Raw genomic sequence first — 18,859 nt, 5'->3', positions numbered from 1 at the left:
AGATGCCGCGCCTACATGCCCGCCCGCCTTGCCCAGCTCCTCGTCTCCCGCACGCTCCTTTCCCAGGAGAAGGCGGGAGAGTTGTTGCGACTCCAGCAGGCCCAGGGCGGACATCTGGACACGCTGCTCTTGGAGCAGGGGCTCGCGAACGAGGCGGATGTCCTCTCGCTGCTCGGTGACGTCGCGGGCTTCCGGCCCGTGAACCTGGTCGACTTCGAGCCGAACCTCGAGGTCGCGTCCTTCATCCCGCCGAAGATCGCGGAGCGGCTGTGCGTGGTGCCGCTGTCGCTGGATGGGCAGACGCTGCACGTCGCCTGCGCGTATCCGGTGCCGAAGAAGGAGCTGGACGAGGTCGGGTTCCTGCTCGGCAAGCCGCTCGAGTTGTGGGTGGCCACCGAGGTGCGGATTCGCGAGTGGATCTCCACCATCTACCGCCAGCCGCTGGCGCCGCGCTTCACGCAGCTGGTGTCCGCGTTGGACCCGGACAAGCAGCTCCCCGTCACGCCGCCGCCTCCTCCGCCGTCGGACGAGTCGCTCACGGTGGACATGGTGGAGCGGCTGGCCCGCTCCGTCGCCGGTGAGCCGGTGGCCGCGGAGATTCGCGCCGCGCCCCGCGAGGCGCCCGCGCCCCTGCGTCCGCCTCCGCCGCCGCCTCCCGACCCGGTGCCGCCTCCCGCCTTCGTGCGAGCCCCGCTGCGGCTGAACATGCCCGCGGCCGAGCGTCCCGCGACGCCGCCGTCCAGGCCCGATACGTCTCGCCCGGCCCAGCCGCCGGTGCTCACGGCGACGCCCCCTCGGCCTCCCGTGGAAGCGACGCCCACGACGGTTCAACGGGGCGGTGTGCCGTCCGCGAGCGGTGCTCCGACTGGGGCGCGCGCCGGAGGGACTTCGCCGACGGGCGCGCAGTCTCCTGCCCGGTCCACGACGGGTACCTCCGGGGGACAGCCTCCGCCGTTTTCCCCGACGAGCGGAGCCTCGGCCGGAGTGCCCGGAACGCAGTCCTCCGCGAGCGGCGCTTCACCGACAGGCTTCGCGGGACAGCCTCCCGCGGCGAGTGGTGCTTCGCCCGGCACGCAGCCCGCGGCGGGCGGCGGCTCAACGACAGGGTTCGCGGGACAGCCACCGGCGCAGCTCGCGGCGAGCGGCGCCTCCTCGACGGCTTCAGCGGGCCGCCCCGCGACAGGTCCCGGCGCGCAGCCTCCGGTGACGACGGTGAGCGGCGTTCCGTCGGCCACGTCCACGGGCCGACTCGTGACAGGCCCCGCCGCGCAGCCTCCGGCGACGACGCAGGGTGGTGCTTCTTCTGGCGCACGTCCCTCCACGGCGCCTGCCACGCAGCCTTCCTCCCAGCCCGTGACGGGGACGCGTGCCTCCACGGCTCCGGCCAGCGGAGCGCCTTCTTCCGCGACGACGCCTGGCGCCGCGCCTCCGTTGTGGCCGCCCGCGCAGTCCAGTGGCGCGCCGCAGCTGTGGCCACCGGGTCCCGCCGCGCCCACGTCGGGGGCGGACTCCGTGCCGCTCTCCACGATGCGCTTCGGCTCGCCGCTGTTGGCCGGAGGTCCTCGGCCCGAGGTGCCACCCGCGCAGCCTCCGCGCTCGAGCGAGCCCGCGTTCATCGTCTTCCCCAATCCGAACAAGCCGGCCGCGCAGCCCAAGGCCAGGCCGCCCGAGCCCGAGGTCCGGCCGCCGCCCACCGCGTCCGCCAATCAGGAGGTCCCTGACTGGACGCTGGCGGCGGCGCGCGCCGCGCTGCGCGAGTCCACCAAGGACCGCGACAAGTTGATGGACGTGGCGCTGCGCTTCGGCCGGCGGACGTTCGACTACGTGGCCGCCTTCGCGGTGTTGCGAGGCGCGGCGATTGGATGGGAAGCGCGCGGCGAGGGCATGGCGAGCGAAGGGCTCACCCAGGTGTCCGTGCCGCTCGACGCGAGCAGCGTCTTCCGCACGGTGGCGGTGACGCGGGGAAGCTACGCGGGGCCGCTGCCTCCGGACGCGCTCACCCGGCACTACCTGGAGCTGTTCGGTCGGCAGACGCCGCGCACGGTGTTCCTGTACCCGGTGGAGGTGAAGGGCCGGCTGGTGGCCATCCTCTACGGAGACTGCGGACAGAAGCCGATGAGCCAGCGCCGGCTGTCGGACTACATCCTGTTCTGCCAGGACCTGGCCTCGGCCTTCCAGGAGCTCATCCTCTTCCGCAAGCAGCGCGTGTCCGAGCCTCGCTCCGTCGAGGAGGACATCACCATCGACGTGGACGTGCCGGTGGCCGCCACGCCCGCTCCCGCGCCCGCGGTGGTGGCGGGGCTGGGGTGGAGCCCGTTCTTCGGTCGAGGCGCCGCGGGCACGGTGGGACGCGCCGCCGCGCTGCCGCCTCGCGCGCAGTCGCAGGAGGAGCGCCCGCCGCCGGACTTCGCGCCGCTGCTGCGTCGGCTCACGGGCCCGGACGCCGCGCAGCGCTCGAACGCGATGGTGGAGCTGGCGCGCTCGCCCGAGGCGAGTGCCCGCGTGCTCGCCCAGCACTTCCCCGGCCCCACCGCGTGGAGCCGGCTGCCGGTGGTGGAGCTGCCCGAGGCGGACGAGCTCGGCCCGATTCCGGCGGCGCTGTCGCGACTGGGACGCCCGGCCGCGCAGGCGCTGGCGCCGCTCCTGGATTCGCATGACGCGGACACGCGCTACTTCGCGCTGCTCACGGCGGGCAACCTGCCCTACGTGGAGCTGGTGGACGGGGTGCTGCGCGGCCTGTTCGACCTGGAGCCGGACATCTCCAGCGCCGCGCGGGTGGCGGCGGCCGCGCTGAAGCAGCTGCCGAGGTTGGACTCGGCGATGCGTGAGCTGCGCCAGGAGCTCAACAGCCGGGACACGATGCGTCGCGCGCTGGCGGCCCGGGCGTTGGGAACGCTGCATGACCGCGAGGCCGTCGAGGGCCTCATCCAGCTCACGCGCAGCGAGGACGAGATGTGCGCGCAGGCCGCGGCGGAAGCACTGCGCGAGGTGACGCGCATGCCGCTGGGCCTCAGCCCGAAGCAGTGGGCGGCGTGGTGGGCGGAGAACCGCAGCCGTCGCCGCGCGGACTGGCTCATCGCGGCGCTGCGACACCGCGAGCTCGACGTGCGGCTCGCCGCCATCGAGGAGCTGAGCCGCGCGCTCAACGACACGCTCGGCTACTACGCGGACGCGCCGGAGAACGAGCGCGAAGTGGCCGCGCGTCGGTGGGAGAGCGCCGCCGTGGACCCGGCCAATGCGCGCCGGCTGGGCATGCTCTGAGCGTCGGTGAGTCGAGGCGAACACCGCCTCGACTCCGGACGCCGCGCCATCCCGCTATGCTGCGCCGGTGACGCCAGCACGGGACAGGACCCCATGACCGGTGGGATGTGGATCAGCCTCATCGCGTGCGCCGGGCAGCTCGCGCTCGCGGGGCTGGCATTGGCCCGGGTGGGACGCAGCCCGCTCGCGCTGCCGCTCTCCCTGCTCTCCATCGCGCTGTCCGCGTGGAACTTCACCGGCTACGCGTATGCCGGCGCGGGCGAGACGGGCTGGCGACTGGTGGGCTTCGCCGCCGCGCTGATGACGGTGCCGTGCACCCTGCACTTCACCCTCGCCTTCGTGGGCCGCCGCCGCCGCTCGGCCTGGGCCATGTACGGCACCTATGCCGTCTTCGGAGCCCTCGCCCTGCTGATGCACGTGGCGCTGGGCGTGCCCTCGCTCGCCGCGACAATCCTCACCCTGCGCTTCGGCATCTTCGTCACCGTCCTCGTGGTCCCCCCGGTCATCGGGACCTTCACGCTGCTGGCGCTGCACCTGCGCGACGCGCGTCGCCCGGACGAGCGCGCCCGCGCGAGCTTGATGGCCCTGGGGCTCACCTTCCTCGTCGCCCTGCTCCTCACCGAGCTCGCGGTGGAGCTCGGCCTCAGACAGGTGCCACGCCTGGGCAACCTGGGCACGCTCCTGTGCATGCCCTTGATGGCCACCGCCTCGCTGCGCTTCGGACTCTTCGGACGCGACGAGAGCGAGGGCGCCCCGCGCATGGCGCTGCACGCGGTGGTGCTCGCGGGCGTGGGCGTCCTCGCCTACCTCACCGTCTTCCGCCTCTTCGCCGCGCAGGTGGGCGCGCTCGTCCTGTGCACCACCGCCATCACCTTCTCGCTCGTCGCCGCCACGCGCCGGGGCGTCACCGCCTTCGTCACCCGGGGCGAGCGCATGGAGCGCCTGGCCACCCTGGGCCGCTTCTCCGCGCAGATGGCGCACGACCTGAAGAACCCCATCGCCGCGCTCAAGGGCGCCGCCCAGTACCTCAAGGAAGAGCACGCCCGAGGCCAGTCGTGGGACACGCACGGCGAGTTCCTCGACCTGATGCTCGAACAGGTGGAGCGCCTGGGGCGCGTCGTGGACACCTACCAGCGCCTCGCGCGCGTGGAGCCCCTCCCCCGCCCCGTGGACCTGGGCCGGCTCGTGGAGAGCGTCCTCTCCCTCCAGTCCTTCGCGAGCACGAGCCCCATCACCATCGTCCGTGAACTCGCCCCGGACCTGCCCGCCTGCGCCGCGGACGAGGACCTGCTCACCAACGCCGTGGAGAACCTGGTGCGCAACGCCACGGAGGCCATGCCGAAGGGCGGCACACTCACCGTGCGCACGCTGAGGGACGGCGCGGCCGTCGCGGTGGAGGTGGAGGACACGGGTGAGGGCATGGACGTGCGCACCCGCGAGCGCGCCTTCGACGACTTCTTCACCACCAAGGCCTCGGGCAGCGGGATGGGGCTGGCCTTCGTCCGACGCGTGGTGGAGGCGCACGGAGGCACCGTGGGTCTGACAAGCCGGGAGGGGCGCGGTACGGTGGTGCGTCTGCGCCTGCCGGTGGATGCCCGGCGCGTGGACGGTGGGGCCGAAGGAGAAGCCGCGTGAGTGAGTCGTTGAAGGGAACCGTGCTGCTGGTCGATGACGACCCGGCGGTGGCGAAGGTGCTGGGTGCGCTCCTGGGTCAGGCGGGCCTGGCCACGCACACGGCGCGCAACGGGACGGAGGCGCTCTCGCTGCTCGAGCGCTGGCCGGTGGACGTGGTGGTGAGCGACGTGCGCATGCCCGGCATGGACGGCATGCAGCTGTTGGCCGAGATGGGCCGGCTCTGGCCGGACGTCCCCGTCATCCTCATCACCGCGCACGGCACCGTGCCGCTGGCGGTGGAGGCGATGAAGGCGGGCGCCGCGGACTTCGTGCTCAAGCCCTTCGACCGCGAGGAGATCCTCTTCACCATCCGCAAGGCGCTCCTGCGCGCGCAAGGTGAAGCGACGAACGAACCGCTCCGCACCCCGAGCGCCTTCGTCGGGAGCAGCCAGCGGATGCTGGAGGCCCAGGCCCTGCTCGCGAAGGCGGCCACGGGCATGGCCACGGTGCTGCTGCGCGGCGAGTCCGGCACGGGCAAGGAGCTGGCCGCCAAGGCCGTGCACGACGGCAGCCCCCGGCACGCAGGGCCCTTCGTGAAGCTGCACTGCGCCGCGCTGCCGGACACGCTGCTGGAGAGCGAGCTGTTCGGCTACGAGAAGGGCGCCTTCACCGGCGCGGCCACCCGCAAGCCCGGCCGCGTGGAGCTGGCGCACGGCGGCACGCTGTTCCTGGACGAGATTGGCGACATCTCCCTCGCCGTGCAGGTGAAGCTCCTGCGAGTGATTCAGGAGCGGGAGCTGGAGCGGCTGGGCGGAACGCAGACGGTGAAGGTGGACGTCCGCTTCGTCGCCGCCACGCACCAGCCGCTCGAGGAGCTGGTGAAGGCGGGGAGATTCCGCGAGGACCTCTTCTACCGCCTCAACGTGGTGCCCCTGTGGCTGCCGTCACTGCGCGAGCGCCCCGAGGACATCGAGCCGCTCGCGCGTCACTTCCTGGACATCCACGCGCGCACCAACGGCAAGCCGCCCTTCACGCTCACCCCGGACGGGCTCGCGGTGCTGCGCGCCCAGCCCTGGCCGGGCAACGTGCGCCAGCTCCAGAACTTCCTGGAGCGACTGGTGGTCCTCTCGGACGGACAGACGCTCACGGGCGACGACGTCTCGCGCGAGCTGGCCCGGCAGCCGGGGCTCACCACACCCGTGCTCACGCCGCCTCAGGGCGTCACCGCGCTCGCGAGCCCCGCCGCCGACAGCGGCCGCACGCTCGAGTCCCAACGCAAGGGCACCGAGAAGCAGGCCCTGGTGGACGCACTCGCGCGCGCGGGCGACAACCGCACGCTGGCGGCCCGGCTGCTCGGCATCAGCCGCCGGACGCTCTACAACAAGCTGGAGGAGCACGCCCTGCTGTAGCTACACGACCTGCGTCACCCCGTCGCTCAGCGCCTCCAGCTCCGCGTGGAAGTGGTCGATGAGCGCGTGCGGGTCCGGCACGCGCAGCTCATCCGCGGCCACGCCCACCGTCACCTGCCCCGCGTAGCTGAACAGGCTCACCCCCAGCCCCAGGTGTCCCGCCTGGGGCACCCAGAACGTGAGCGCGCGCAGCTTCACGCCCGCGAGCGACACCGGCTGCCGGGGCCCCGGCACGTTGGTGGCCACCAGCGAGGCCTTCGTGGCGAAGACATCCACCACCACCCGCTCCAGCGGCGCGGGCGTGTAGCCCAGCAGCTCCAGTGCGCCGAAGGTCACCACCGCCTCGGGGGACTTCTTCACCAGGTCCATGCGCCGCGACAGCTCGTGGAGCCGCCGTCGAGGCTCGGCCAGGTGCACCGGCAGCCGCAGCAGCACCACGCCGAACCGGTTGCCCAACGCCCGAGGCACCGGCTCATCCAGCGGCCGCAGGTTCACCGGCACCACGGCGTGCAGGTCCTCGGGAGGGACGTTGCGCGCCTCCAGGTAGCGCCGCAGCGCGCCCGTCAGCGCCGCGAGCAGCACGTCGTTCACCGTGCCGCCCAGGGCCTTGCCCACGGCCTTCACCCGCTCCAGGGGGATGGGCGAGGACCACGCCGCGCGCTTGCGAGTCCCCAGGGGCCCCCTGAGCGGCGTGCGCGGGTCCGGCGTCACCACCATCAGCTTGCCGAGCGCCGCGGCCCCCAGCGCCCCCTGCCGCACCAGGTCTCCGGCGAGGATGGGCTCCGCGGCAATCTCCGCGCCCTTGCGCAGCACCGTCCGAGCCGTGCCCGCCACCGCCCGCGCCCCGCGCATCCACTTCGCGAGCCCTCCCTCACGAGGCGCTGTCCGCGAGGACTCCGGTGCCTCCTCCCGCGCACCGTCCCCATCCGTGAGCGTCAGCAGCACCCGCGCCAGCGCGATGCCATCCGACAGACAGTGATGCAGCCGCGCGAGCAGCACATCGCCCCCGTCTCCACCCTCCAGCACGTGGAACTGCCACAGCGGACGCGAGCGCTCCAGCGGCGTGCTCATCCACTCGCTCACCAGGGACTCCAGCGCGGCGCGGTCTCCGGGGGCCGGCACCTGGAGTCGCCGCAGGTGCGCGTCCAGCGAGAAGTCCTGGGCCTCCTCCCACTGCGGCTGCCCCAGCCGTCCCATCACCACCTTCTGGCGGAAGCGCGGGTAGCACTCCACCAGGCGCGTGCGCACCAGCTCGCGCAGCCGCTCGAAGTCCAGCCGGCCCTCGAAGCCGAGCACGGCTGTGATCATCATCAGGTTGGCGGGCTCCTCCATGTGGAACCACAGCGCGTCCACACTCGCCATCCGCTCCTGGTTCATCCCGGCCACGCGTGCCTCCGTGCGTCCCACCCGACGGGACACACCATGATGGCGCAGGACGGCCTCCCGTGGCGCGCTGTCTTGACGAGGGGGCCGCTACTCCTCCTCGCGCTCGAACTGGAAGGTCTGCTTCGTCGCATCGTCGACCGTCAACGTGAGCGTCTCCTCCTCGAAGTCCCACCGGAACGAGCCGCCCTTGAACTTCACCTTGGAGCGGGCCAGGGGGATGACGCGCTTGTCACCACACACCGGGCCCACCGCCTGGCCATCCTTCGCGAGCAGCTTCACGTGGTGGTCATCCAGCACCTCCATCGTCCCCCAGGCGCGCACGACGAGCTGGTTGCCCTGCCCCAACGTCGCGTCCTTCAACGCGGTGCGCAGCACGAAGCACCCCTCGGGCGTGATTCGCAGCGTGCGCGCATAGTCCGCGCGCGGCTGGGGTTCGATGCGCGTGAAGCCTCCGTCCTGCTGCAACGGCAGGCTCGCGGCCGCCAGCCGCCAGGCGCCCACCAGCTTCTGGGGCACGGGCCTGGCCGAGGCCGCCTGCCCGTCACACGGAGACTTCTGCTCCTTCTCCGGACTGGGCGGCGCGGGCTCGAAGGCCTTCTGACACGTGTTGCCGCACGCCTTCGCCGAACACTGCGTGTCGTCCTCGGCGCAGCCCGCCTTCAGGGTGCAGGCCTTGAGCCGGTCCAGCGACTGCTCGCAGCCCTCGCGCAGACAGCGGTCCACGCACTCGGGCTCGATGCACTCGGCCACGCACACCCAGTTGGCGCTGCCGCAGACGCCCGCCACCGTGCGTGGACGCTCGCCCCCTTCCTGCCCCAGCGCCGTGAAGGCGCTCAGCAGGCCCCCCACCACCACCCACCCACGAATGGAACCCATGCCGGGGTGAAACCTAGGCACGGTCCGACGGAGGCGAAGCCCTCCAGTCCCCCCGGGTGTCCACCCGCGAGCACTGCCGCCCGCTCCCTCAGCGGAAGTGCCAGCGCCAGGTGCCCACATCCCCCGGGTCGGCCAGCTCCAGCTCGAAGGACAACAGCTCGTTGCGAGCGAAGTCGCGCGGGTCCACGCGCAAGAACGTCATGCCCGCCGGATTCTGTCCTCGCAGCGGCGACACCGTGAAGGACAGCTCCGCGTCGAAGGCCACCTTGTAGAACAGGCAGAAGCCATCCACGCGCCCCGCCTCCATCACCGGCCGCTCGTAGCGCACGCGCTGGGGCAGGCCGTCCGCCGCCATCGTCTCCAAATCAAAGGCGAACGCGGGCTCCGGCTCGCACAGCAGGTGGTCCACCTCGTACGAGCGCACCACGCGCGTGAAGTAGGACGGGTTCATCGCCTCGCGCAGCGTCTGCAGGCAGCTGTAGTCCACGCCCGGGATTCGCTGGCTCCAGATGAAGGGCAGGCACGCCTCGTCGCGCAGCTGCACCGGCTCCACGAAGACCTCGAAGCGGTTGGGGAGGATGCGCCCGCCGGGCCTGAGCAGCCGCGAGCGCAGGTCCAGCATCCTCGGCACCAGCCCCGCGTCGAAGAGCGCCTCCCCGAGCAGCTCGTGCAACAGCACGTCCACCTTCTCCGGCGGCTGGAAGCCCCACGGCTGCGCGCGCACGAAGTCGATGTGCTCGAGCCCGTTGCGCCGCGCCACCCACTGCGTGGTGTCCAGCAGCCGCGAGGGGTCCACCGCATACAGCCGCCGCGGATGACGCGTCGCCGCCGCGAAGGTGCGCAAGCCCGCCCCCGCGCACACGTCCATCACCACCTGCCCCGGCTTCACGTACCGCGCACACGCCTTCTGCCACGCCAGCACCCGCGCCGGGTCCGACAGCGCCGAGTCCTGCGGCGCCGGGCTCGACAACGCCAGACTGTCCGGCACCACGTTGCGCAACGGCAGCTGCGACACCAACGGCAGGTGGCTCAGCCGAGAACGCAGGTCCATCAACGCCTGCCGAGGCAGGTCGAGCAGATTGGGCATGACACCCCCCACGACAGGAGACGGAAGAACCCCGGGGCGGGCCGTCGGCCTACCGGGGATTACCAATCATGCTGGAATTACCTGGAGCACCCCATCCGCCGTGGGGACAGGGTCTGTGTCCCCACATGAACGGCCCCGGCGTCGAGTCGAGGACAGTCCCGCCTCGTTGGCGGCGGGGTGTCAGGAGGAGGACGGGAGCTTCGCGCCGAAGGCCTTCAATCGCTCGCAGGCCTTCTCCAGCTTGTCACGGGGGATGGAGAAGACGGCGCGCACCCGCTCCGGGTCCGAGCACCAGGGGCCGCCATTGAGCACCACGTGCGTGTGCTCGTAGACGACGCGCGGCAGGTTCTCGGGCGTGAGCCGCTCGCCGTCCACCGTGCGCCCCAACCAGGACGTCACGCGGGGCGCGAGGAACAGCCCGCCCGCGTCACCCACCTCCGCGCGCGCCTCGCTCGGCAGCACCGCCGCGAGCAGGTCGCGCTTCTCCGCCAGCTCGCGGCGCATCTTCGTGAGGAAGGCGCGCAGGGAGCGGTGTCGCGCCGGGTAGAGCAGCTGGCCGTCCGGGCTGCGCGCGTAGGCCGCGTACAGGTAGGCCGCCGCGCGTGCGGTGACCAGGTGCAGCACGCCCGGGCCCGCCTCGCGCATCGCCGAGGCCAGCGCGCGGTCCCTCGTGGCGAGCCAGCCGACGCGCAGCCCGCCCGCGGCGAACTCCTTGGACAGGCCGCCGAGCACCACCGTGCGCGCGCCCACGCCCGGCACCGCGCCCTCCAGCGTCACCGGGCTGTGCACCGTCTCCGCCGTGGGGCTGGTGAGGTTCACCAGCCCGAAGATTTCGTCGGACACCAGGAGGCAGCGCTGCTCCACCACGTAGTTGGCGAGCGCCACCAGCTCCTCGCGCGCCACGTAGACGCCCGTGGGGTTGGAGGGCTGCGAGATGACGACGGCGTCCGGGACGAAGCCGCCCTGTCCCCGTCGCGAGAGCAGCTCCGACAGCGTGCCCTGGTCCACCTGGCAGCCGGCGGAGAGGAACGTCGGCGGCAGCACGCCGTAGCAGGGCGTCGTCAGGAAGACGCGGGGCGCGCGGCCCAGGCGCTTCTTGAGGGCGACGCCCAGGTGGTGGATGAGCGGCCAGACCCCCGGCGCGAGCACCAGCTCCTCGGGCGTGTAGCGCACGGCGCGCGTCTCCAGCAGGAAGGCGGCCACGGCCTCCGAGAGGCCCGTCTGCGCGCCGGACTCGCGAGGCGCGGCCGCGGCGGCGATGAGCCCCTCCACGAGCGGCTCGGGCAGCGGCCCCTCGTTCTCGCCGTAGTCCAGGCGCACCAGCTCCGCGTCGTCCTCGCGGAACACCTTGGGCGCGAAGGCGGGGAAGGCCGAGAGCGTCTGGATGCGCGAGGAGCGCGGCAGCGGCGCCACCGGGTGCCGGCGGGGCCCGGGCGGCTCCGGCTCCGCGAAGGAGATGCGGAAGGACAAGAGGTCCGCGAAGGTGCGCTCATAGAACCACTGGGCCAGCGTGCTGATGCGCGAGTACGTCACCTCCGCGGCCACCTCCAGGTCCGCGCGCAGCGGCTCCGGCACGGGCAGCAGCAGCGTCAGCTCCAGGTCCGGCCACACCGCGTTCTTCACCAGGCCGTAGAGCACGACCAGGTTGGGGGCGTACGGCTCGCGCGCCAGGAACTCGAAGAGGGTGAGCGGCTCCACCTGGCCGGTGATGTTGAAGAAGGCGCTCTCGTCGAGCACCACCCAGATGCCCCGCCGCGACGCCTCCGCGATGATGTCGCGCAGCACGGACAGGTTGGTGCGCTCGCCCTTCTCCACCGTGAGCAGCACCATCTTCACGTCGAAGGCGGACAGCAGCCGGCGAATCTCCTCCAGCGTCGTGTGCGTCACCGTGGCGCGCACGCCCGCCTTCTCCAGCGCCCGCGCGTAGAGCGGGTGGAGGTTGCGCGACACCAGCACCTCGTCGCCCGCGTCACACGTGGCGAGCAGGAGCGAGTACACCGCCTGCTCGCGCTCGGGGGCGACGAACAGCTCCTCCGCCGACAGCCTCAGGCCGAAGTAGCGCTCCAGGTAGCGCACCAGCTGGCGCCGGAACGACGCGTCCCCCGCCTCGTGCGCGTACGGCAGCAGCGGCCCCTTCGCGAGCCGCTCCGAGAGCGCCGCGACGAAGCCGAGCTGCTCGGGCGAGGCGGCGCCCAGATCCAGCTCCTCCTGGAGCGCGGGGATGCCCAGTCCTCGAAGCGACTGGCGCAGGGCCAGCGTCTCGCGCGGACGCGACAGGTGCGCCTCCCACACGGCCACCTCGTGCCATACGGCATGGCCCGACTGCAGCCAGCCCAGCGCGGTGGCGGCGCGCAGGGGCTCGGGGCTGTGCGCCTCCATGAAGAACTCGAACTCGCGCCCGGTGCGCTGCTCCAGCGCGACCAGCGGACGGATGTCCGTGTCCGCCGCCTGCCGCACCCGCCGCGCCACGCGCACCCGCGTGGAGAAGCCGCGCCGGGTGAACATGCGCTCGATGATGGGACGGCCCGGACGGCCCGCCAGGTTGAGCAGCAGCCTGCCCGTCAGCGCCAGCCGCTCGGGCGCCTCGTCGAGCAGCCGCGCGATGAGCCCCAGGCCGAAGTGGTCCTCGTACACGTTCTGCAACGTGCAGTAGTTCGACAAGTCATACAGCGCCTGCTCGTCGGCCTGGGACAGCTCCCCGGGCAGCTCCTCCGTGCGCAGCACCTGGGGGATGCAGCCCACCACGAAGTCCCACGCGGGCTGCGCCGGGACGCCGCGCAACAGGTCGCTCTCCGCGAAGGACAGCCGCGACACCAGCGTCTCGTCGCCGTTGAGCCACGCGTTGCAGCGCGCGACGACGGGCGAGTGCGGGTTGAGGTCCGCGCCGTGCACGTGCGCCAGCCGCGTGAACTTCGCCAGCGCGATGCAGATCCAGCCCGAGCCCGCGCCCACCTCCACCAGCCGCTTGCCGGCGTACTCGTCCAACGGGACGCTGAGCAGCCCCTCCAGGAAGGTGTAGGCCCAGGACTCGGGCGCGAAGATGGAGGGCAGGAGGAACAGCTCCAGCCGCTCCTGCGAGGCGCCCACCGCCACGGTGACGGTCACCAGCCGCAGCGGGGCCGACTCGGGCTGGTCGCGCGACAGGTCCGCCAGCTCGCGCAGCTCCACCCGCGCCTGGGCGCGCCGCTCGGGGTGGGCCAGGTCCTCCGACAACGCGCGCAGCAGGTGGAAGGCCTCTCGGGGTGAGGACGGATAGGTCGGCATGGCGCGCGCGACTGTCCCGGGCCCACCGCCGTGTGTCAACGCACTCCTGGCGCATGCACGCAACCCTTTGGCGCCGTGGCTCCAATCAAGATTTGGCCGCTCGCGCGTAATGAAGGGGTGGTCGCGTGGGTAGGACGGGAAGGCAACGGCTGGAACGAATGAAGTCGGTCACGCTCGTGGACAGACCCCGTGGTGGAGAGGGGGCACTGATGGAACTCAGTTTCGCGTCGCCGACGAAGGTCGGCATGCAGGCCTTGATGAGCATTCAGCCCTCGCGGAGCCGAGTCCTCAGGGACCCCGCGCGTGTGCGGTGGGAGTCCCAGCCGTGGCGTCGTCAGCTGCGCAATCCGGAGGAGTTCGAGACGCCGGTGTCCCGCTCGGCGCTGGTGAAGGCGCTGCTGGATGAGCAGCTGGAGGTGGACGCGGAGGTGGCGCGGTTCGCCGGGGCGTCGGAGGACGCCGACTGCATCAGCATCGCGCAGGTGGTGCGCTTCGCGGAGCTGTTGACGCGGCGCATGACGCTCGCGGACGCGGATGACCAGGTGCTTCAGCTCGCGCACCTGCGGCGCAACACCGAGGACCTGGCGGAGCGGATGATCGAGTGGGCCAACCAGGGCCGACTCTGAGCCGCGCGAAGTCGTGACGCATCCCGGCTGACACGACATGCCGTGCGGGCGGACGCCTGGGGCTCGAGGCCCCGGGCCCGCGTGCCCGCCTCGGTCTGGATGAGGGGGAGTGCCGGCACGGGATGCAGAGGGGGGGACCGGTGGGCAGTCGGGCGGACTGGCTTCGCCTCGCTGTTCCACCGGGTTTTATCGGCGACATCGTCCACCACTGGCCGTTCGGGTGAGGCCCGGGCGGGTTCCGAGGGCACGGGTGGTGCGAGTGCCTTGACAGGGGTGGAGGTGCGCTGCTCTCACGGAGGGCATGCTCTCCTCGCTCGTCCTCGCCGCCACGCTGGCGGCTGCTCCCGCGCCCCGTTCCGCAGCCCAGGCCCAGACGGTGGTCCACGTGCCCAAGCTGGACGCGCTGGCGGGGCTCACGGCCTTCCTGGAGCGCGCGGGGACGCATGCGGCGCTGCTCAGGCCCGCGGCGTGGCGCGCGGAGCTGCACCCGTTCCTGACCATCGACCCGACGAAGCCGGAGACGTTGACGGCGGTGGGGCTGGACCCGGCGGGGCCGGCGACGGTGTCGCTGCGCACGGATGGCCGCGTGTCGTGCATGCGGGTGTCGGACGCGAAGGTGTTCCAGGCCAAGGCGGCCGAGGCGATGACGCAGGCCGGGGGCGAGGAGGCGAAGGCGGCGACGTCGAAGGGCGTGACGACGGTGAGCACGACGCGCTCGGCGGGTGGGGCCATGGGCTATGCGCTCAAGGGCTCGGACGTCTGCGCGTACGGGGCGACGGATGAGGGCGGGGCGGCGCTCCTGAAGGAGTCGGTGAAGCTGGTGGGCAAGGCGCCCGCGGCGGATGCGCGGCTGGGGAAGGTGGCGGGGGTGGCGTTCCTGGCCACGGGTGGAGCGGTGCTGGGATTGGACGGCAACGCGACGGGGCTGAAGGTGGACGGCACGACGACGAAGCTGCCGTTGCCGCCGTTCCAGGCGAAGGCGGCGAGCCCATATGCGGCGATGAAGCCGGAGGGGCTGTTGTTCTCGCGCGTGGCGGTGGCGCCGGCGGGGGTTTCGCAGGCGGTGGGCTCGCTCAGGGCGAACATCCAGGCGCTGTGCGCGTCGTGTCCGAGGGAGCAGGTGCAGGCGACGACGGACGCGGTGGCGAAGCAGCTGACGGGCAACATGTTGGTGAGCATGAGCAACGTGCAGGTGCGCGGCTCGCTGCGTGCGCCGGAGGCGCGCTTCTTCGCGGTGAAGCAGGCGCTGGCGGCGGAGGTGAAGGACGCGGCGGCGATGAAGAATGCGCTGGCGCCGCTGGGGAAGTTGCCGGGGGCGAAGGCGCTGGAGGATGGCTGGGCGCTGACGGTGAAGGGCGGCACGGTGCAGGTGCGGCAGAAGGGCAAGCACCTGGTGGTGGGCAACGACGACGCGGTGACGCAGGCGACGATGGCGGCGCTGCCGGAGACGACGGCGAAGCTGGAGCGGGCGGCGGACTTCTCACTGGACCCCAAGCTGCTCGCGCGCGGACTGTCCCAGGTGTCGCTGGCGGACGTGCTCTCGGACGAGAACCTCGCGGCGATGTTCGCGGTGAGCTCCGAGCTGGGGCCGCTGCTCGCGCGCAGCGAGCGAATCACGGGCTGGCTCGACAGCGCGCCCGGCGGCGCGCACCGGTTCTCCTTCGACTGGACCTTGCCGGAGTCGAAGTAGCCGCGCCGTGGACGCGCTCCCCGCTCGCCTCGGGGTGGCGCCAGGTCCGGCCAGGAGGGGCGTCGACCCCTCGCGCAGCCAGCCTCTCGTGATTGCCCGCCAGCGTTCAGGTGGTGACGTTTCGGCCACGGCTGGGAGCAACACGTGAGCCCGCTCGTCCCCGGACGAGCGAGCCCCGGCCCTTCCCAGGGGGAGCTGCGCGATGAACGCATTCGGCGTACATTCAGAGGTCGGCAGGCTGCGCAAGGTGATGGTCCACCGCCCGGACTTGAGCCTGAAGCGATTGACCCCGTCCAACCGCGACGAGCTGCTGTTCGACGACGTGCTCTGGGTCGAGCAGGCGCAGCGGGAGCATGACCAGTTCGTCGCGGAGATGCGCAAGCGCGGCGTGGAGGTCTTCCACGTCCACGACCTGCTGACCAAGGCACTCAAGACGCCGGGCGCCCGCCAGTGGGCCATCAGCCACACGGTGAGCCCCTACACCGTGGGCCCCGCCGCGGTCGAGTCCGTGCAGCGCGCCCTGGAGAACATGAGCGCCGAGGCGCTGGCCACCCACCTGATTGGCGGCGTCACGCGCGCCGAGCTGATGCAGTACGCGGACCGGGACCTCTTCGTGCACTCCCTGGTGGCCTCCACCACGCCCGACTCGGCCTTCATCCTGCCGCCGCTGCCCAACCACCTGTTCACCCGCGACAGCTCCTGCTGGCTCTATGGCGGTGTGTCGCTGAACCCGATGTTCTGGCCGTCCCGCCAGTTGGAGACCGTCAACATCGGCGTCATCTACCGCTTCCACCCGATGTTCCGCGAGGCGAAGTTCGACTTCTGGTACCCGGACGCCGGCCACGGCGAGGAGCACGACGAGTTCGACATCCAGTCGTTCGGGCGCTCCGCCATCGAGGGTGGTGACGTGATGCCCATCGGCAACCGCACCGTGCTGATTGGCGTCAGCGAGCGCACCACCGCGCAGATGGTGGAGGTCTTGTCGCGCCGGCTCTTCGAGAAGGGCGCGGTGGACCGCGTCATCGCCGTGGAGCTGGAGAAGAAGCGCTCCTACATGCACCTGGACGTGGTGTTCACCTTCATGGACCGGGACGCCGTCACCATCTACCCCAAGGTCATCGACACCACGAAGGCCTTCAGCATCCGACCGGGCCACAAGCCGTGGGTGCTCGACGTGACGGAGGAGAGGAGCTTCCTGGGCGCCGTCTCCGACGCGCTGGGCGTGAAGCAGAAGGACCTGCGCGTGGTGACCACGGGCGGCGACGCGGCCCAACAGGAGCGCGAGCAGTGGGACAGCGGCAACAACGTGGTGGCCCTGTCTCCGGGCGTCGTCGTGGCGTACTCGAAGAACGTCTACAGCAACCAGAAGTACCGCGAGGCGGGCATCGACGTCGTGGAGATAGACGGCTTCGAGGTGGGCAAGGGCCGGGGCGGCGGCCACTGCATGACGTGTCCCCTGCTCAGGGACCCGTGAGGAGTCCTCGTCGGCCCCATTCCCACGTCGGGCCCGGCCCGAAGAGGACGCCAGATGCCTTCATTCGAGAACCCGCTGCTCATGTTCCTGTCGCTGTTCGCGCTGTACAGCCCCCTGGCGGCGGTGTCGTCCTACTTCCCCATCGTCAGCCAGTTCAAACCCGCCGAGCAGGTGCGGCTCGCCCTGGGGCTGTTCACCTACGTGGCCATCTTCGCCATGGTGGCGCTCTGGGTGGGCGAGCCGTTGCTCGAGCTGCTCGGCCTGAGCACCGCGGCGCTGACCGTGACGGGCGGCATCGCGCTGCTCTACGTCGGTGTCCCATTGATGAGGGGCGTCGAGGACAAGCCGCCCGACAAGCCCACCGACGCGGACGAGAGCAAGGCCGAGAAGGCCGCGCAGAGCGGCTCCTGGCGCTCGGTCCTCTTCATGCCGGTGACCTTCCCGCTCACCGTGGGAGGCACCACGTTCGCGATTCTCGTCTCGTTCCGCGCCCAGGCGGAGAGACTCCTGGACGTCGTCGCCCTCTCCATCGCGGCGCTGGCCTATGCCGCGGTCACCGGGTTGACGGTCTTCATCTCCGGACACATCGAGCGGAGGGTGACGCCCAAGACGCGCACGCTGCTGGAGCGAATCGCGGGCATCCTGCTCACCGCCATCGCGGTGTCCCTCCTGGCGAGCGGCGCGCCCCAGATGGTCGTCGAGACGCTCAACACCATGAAGAAGTAGCCGGACGCCCCCCGCGTCATCTGGCCGACAATCGCTCCCCGCCCCACCCGGCCCCATGTCCGGGTGGGGTCCGCGGGCCCCCTAGGATGACGGCTCCTCGTCGTCCTCGGGGTCCTCATGGCGAGCCGGTCTCTCGTCCTCCGTGGCGGGCTGTCGACCCTGCTGGCGCTGCTGTCCACCGCGACCTGGGCCCAGCCCGCGTCGGACGAGGACCCACGGGCCCCGGAGGACGCCGTCCCCGCGGAGGAGCCGCAGCCCCCCTTCATCCCTGCGGGACACGTGCCGGGCGAGGGCTTCCGGCTCAAGTCCGAGGACGGCGCCTACCTGTTGCGCGTGGCGCTGCAGGCGGCGCTGAAGGCGGACCTGAACTGGACGCAGGAGGGGACGCTCTTGCAGAGCAGCTTCGGTGTCCTGCGTCCCAGCCTCCGGGGCAACGTGGTCAGGCCGTGGATGCGCTACTGGCTCTCCCTGGAGCTGTCGCGAGACTCACCCTACGTGCTCGACGCCTTCGTCGAGGTGCAGCCCTGGGAGGCCCTGGGCCTGCGCTACGGGCAGCAGGGCACGCCCGTGTCGCGGCACGAGGACTTCGGCCCCCAGCAGCTCTTCTTTCCCGAGCACGCCGCCGTGGCGAACTTCTTCTGGTCCGGGCGGGACCAGGGGCTGACGCTCTTCGGCGGCACCCCCCGGCGACGCGTCGACTACTACCTGGGCGTCTACGGGGGCTCGCCGCTGCTGGAGCCGGTGAACCTGCCCGATGACTATCTCGTCGAGGCGCGCGCCACCGTGAGCCCGCTGGGCCCGGTGAACGCCAGCGAGCTGCCCTTCACGCCGGAAGGTGGGCCCCTGCCTCCGCGCATCTCCTTCACCGTCCAGGGCTACTTCGGCCGCGTCCAGACCGACGCGGAGAACTTCAACCCGTCCAACAGCATCCTCAACCCCGCGGTGCCCACCACGGTGGCGACCCGCGTCGGCACGCTGTCGTTCGACCTCTGGTGGCAGCTCGGACGCATCATCGTGTTCGGAGAGTTCTACTGGCGCGCCCTGAAGCCGGTGGGCGTGGCCGACCCCTTCTCCACCTATGGGGCGTGGGGGCAGGTCCTCGTGAACGTCTACCGGAACCGGCTGGGGGCCGGCGTCCGGATGAACTGGCTGGACCCCCATGCGGACATCACCGGAGACCGGACGCTCGAGCTCGAGGCCCAGGTGGCGTGGTTCATCCAGGCCCCCGAGCTGATGCTGAAGCTGCGCTACGGCTGGCTGGACCAGGGCACCCCCGACGCCCCTCTGCCCACGGGCGTACAACTCCCCTTCTCCCCGGGGACCTCGGGGGTGACCACGCTGCAACTGAACCTCTTCTTGTGAGCCGGCCGACGCGGGGATGTCGTCCGCCGCACGCTCCTGGCAGCTCCGGTTCGTCCGGGCCCGGGCGCTCGTGCCATGAAGCCA

Annotated in this window: 12 protein-coding genes; 8 read left to right on the top strand and 4 right to left on the bottom strand. The window is 71.8% G+C overall.

All coding sequences use genetic code 11. The annotated features are described in order from the left end of the window. The first annotated feature begins 15 nt into the window (after positions 1-15). From AC6JA9_RS06505 to AC6JA9_RS06495, 3 genes are all read left to right on the top strand, one after another. On the top strand, positions 16-3,261 hold the full coding sequence (locus AC6JA9_RS06505; RefSeq protein WP_497959270.1) for a HEAT repeat domain-containing protein: 3,246 nt from the start codon (positions 16-18) through the stop codon (positions 3,259-3,261). Between the two features lie 93 nt (positions 3,262-3,354). Further along, the gene (locus AC6JA9_RS06500; RefSeq protein WP_497959269.1) at positions 3,355-4,896 is read left to right on the top strand and encodes a sensor histidine kinase; all 1,542 of its coding nucleotides are present in this window, start codon (positions 3,355-3,357) and stop codon (positions 4,894-4,896) included. Next, entirely contained in the window at positions 4,893-6,284 is a 1,392-nt protein-coding gene (locus AC6JA9_RS06495) for a sigma-54-dependent transcriptional regulator (RefSeq protein WP_267697856.1), read from the top strand. Before AC6JA9_RS06500 ends, AC6JA9_RS06495 begins: the two co-directional genes overlap by 4 nt. On the opposite strand, the gene AC6JA9_RS06490 is transcribed toward AC6JA9_RS06495, so the two are convergent. The 4 genes from AC6JA9_RS06490 to AC6JA9_RS06475 form a co-directional block, all read right to left on the bottom strand. Next, positions 6,285-7,661: a WS/DGAT/MGAT family O-acyltransferase gene (locus AC6JA9_RS06490; RefSeq protein ID WP_497960638.1), complete on the bottom strand. Its 1,377-nt coding sequence runs from the start codon at positions 7,659-7,661 to the stop codon at positions 6,285-6,287. It lies immediately after the preceding gene. Positions 7,662-7,757: 96 nt separating this feature from the next. After that, entirely contained in the window at positions 7,758-8,546 is a 789-nt protein-coding gene (locus tag AC6JA9_RS06485) for a hypothetical protein (RefSeq protein ID WP_267697857.1), read from the bottom strand. Positions 8,547-8,634: 88 nt separating this feature from the next. Continuing rightward, positions 8,635-9,633, bottom strand: coding sequence for an SAM-dependent methyltransferase (locus tag AC6JA9_RS06480; protein WP_223746196.1), 999 nt, complete (start codon positions 9,631-9,633; stop codon positions 8,635-8,637). 180 nt (positions 9,634-9,813) lie between these two features. Then, positions 9,814-12,897, bottom strand: a complete 3,084-nt coding sequence (locus tag AC6JA9_RS06475) for an aminotransferase class I/II-fold pyridoxal phosphate-dependent enzyme (RefSeq protein WP_223783424.1) — start codon at positions 12,895-12,897, stop codon at positions 9,814-9,816. Between the two features lie 209 nt (positions 12,898-13,106). On the opposite strand from AC6JA9_RS06475, the gene AC6JA9_RS06470 reads away from it, so the two are divergent. The 5 genes from AC6JA9_RS06470 (at position 13,107) to AC6JA9_RS06450 (ending at position 18,775) form a co-directional block, all read left to right on the top strand. After that, positions 13,107-13,523 (top strand): hypothetical protein, encoded by a 417-nt coding sequence (locus AC6JA9_RS06470; RefSeq protein ID WP_223783425.1) that lies wholly within the window; start codon positions 13,107-13,109, stop codon positions 13,521-13,523. Positions 13,524-13,824: 301 nt separating this feature from the next. Continuing rightward, positions 13,825-15,213, top strand: coding sequence for a hypothetical protein (locus tag AC6JA9_RS06465; protein ID WP_497959268.1), 1,389 nt, complete (start codon positions 13,825-13,827; stop codon positions 15,211-15,213). A 202-nt stretch (positions 15,214-15,415) separates the two neighbouring features. Beyond that, entirely contained in the window at positions 15,416-16,687 is a 1,272-nt protein-coding gene (locus AC6JA9_RS06460) for an arginine deiminase (protein ID WP_408888020.1), read from the top strand. Between the two features lie 54 nt (positions 16,688-16,741). Continuing rightward, positions 16,742-17,413, top strand: a complete 672-nt coding sequence (locus tag AC6JA9_RS06455; protein WP_223783427.1) for a MarC family protein — start codon at positions 16,742-16,744, stop codon at positions 17,411-17,413. Between the two features lie 117 nt (positions 17,414-17,530). Continuing rightward, entirely contained in the window at positions 17,531-18,775 is a 1,245-nt protein-coding gene (locus AC6JA9_RS06450) for a putative porin (protein ID WP_497959267.1), read from the top strand. Positions 18,776-18,859: the final 84 nt, after the last annotated feature.

It is taken from the genome of Myxococcus sp. MH1, from assembly GCF_059738865.1.
Note: the sequence above shows the minus strand (reverse complement) of the source record. Positions and strands in the feature narration are given on the sequence as shown.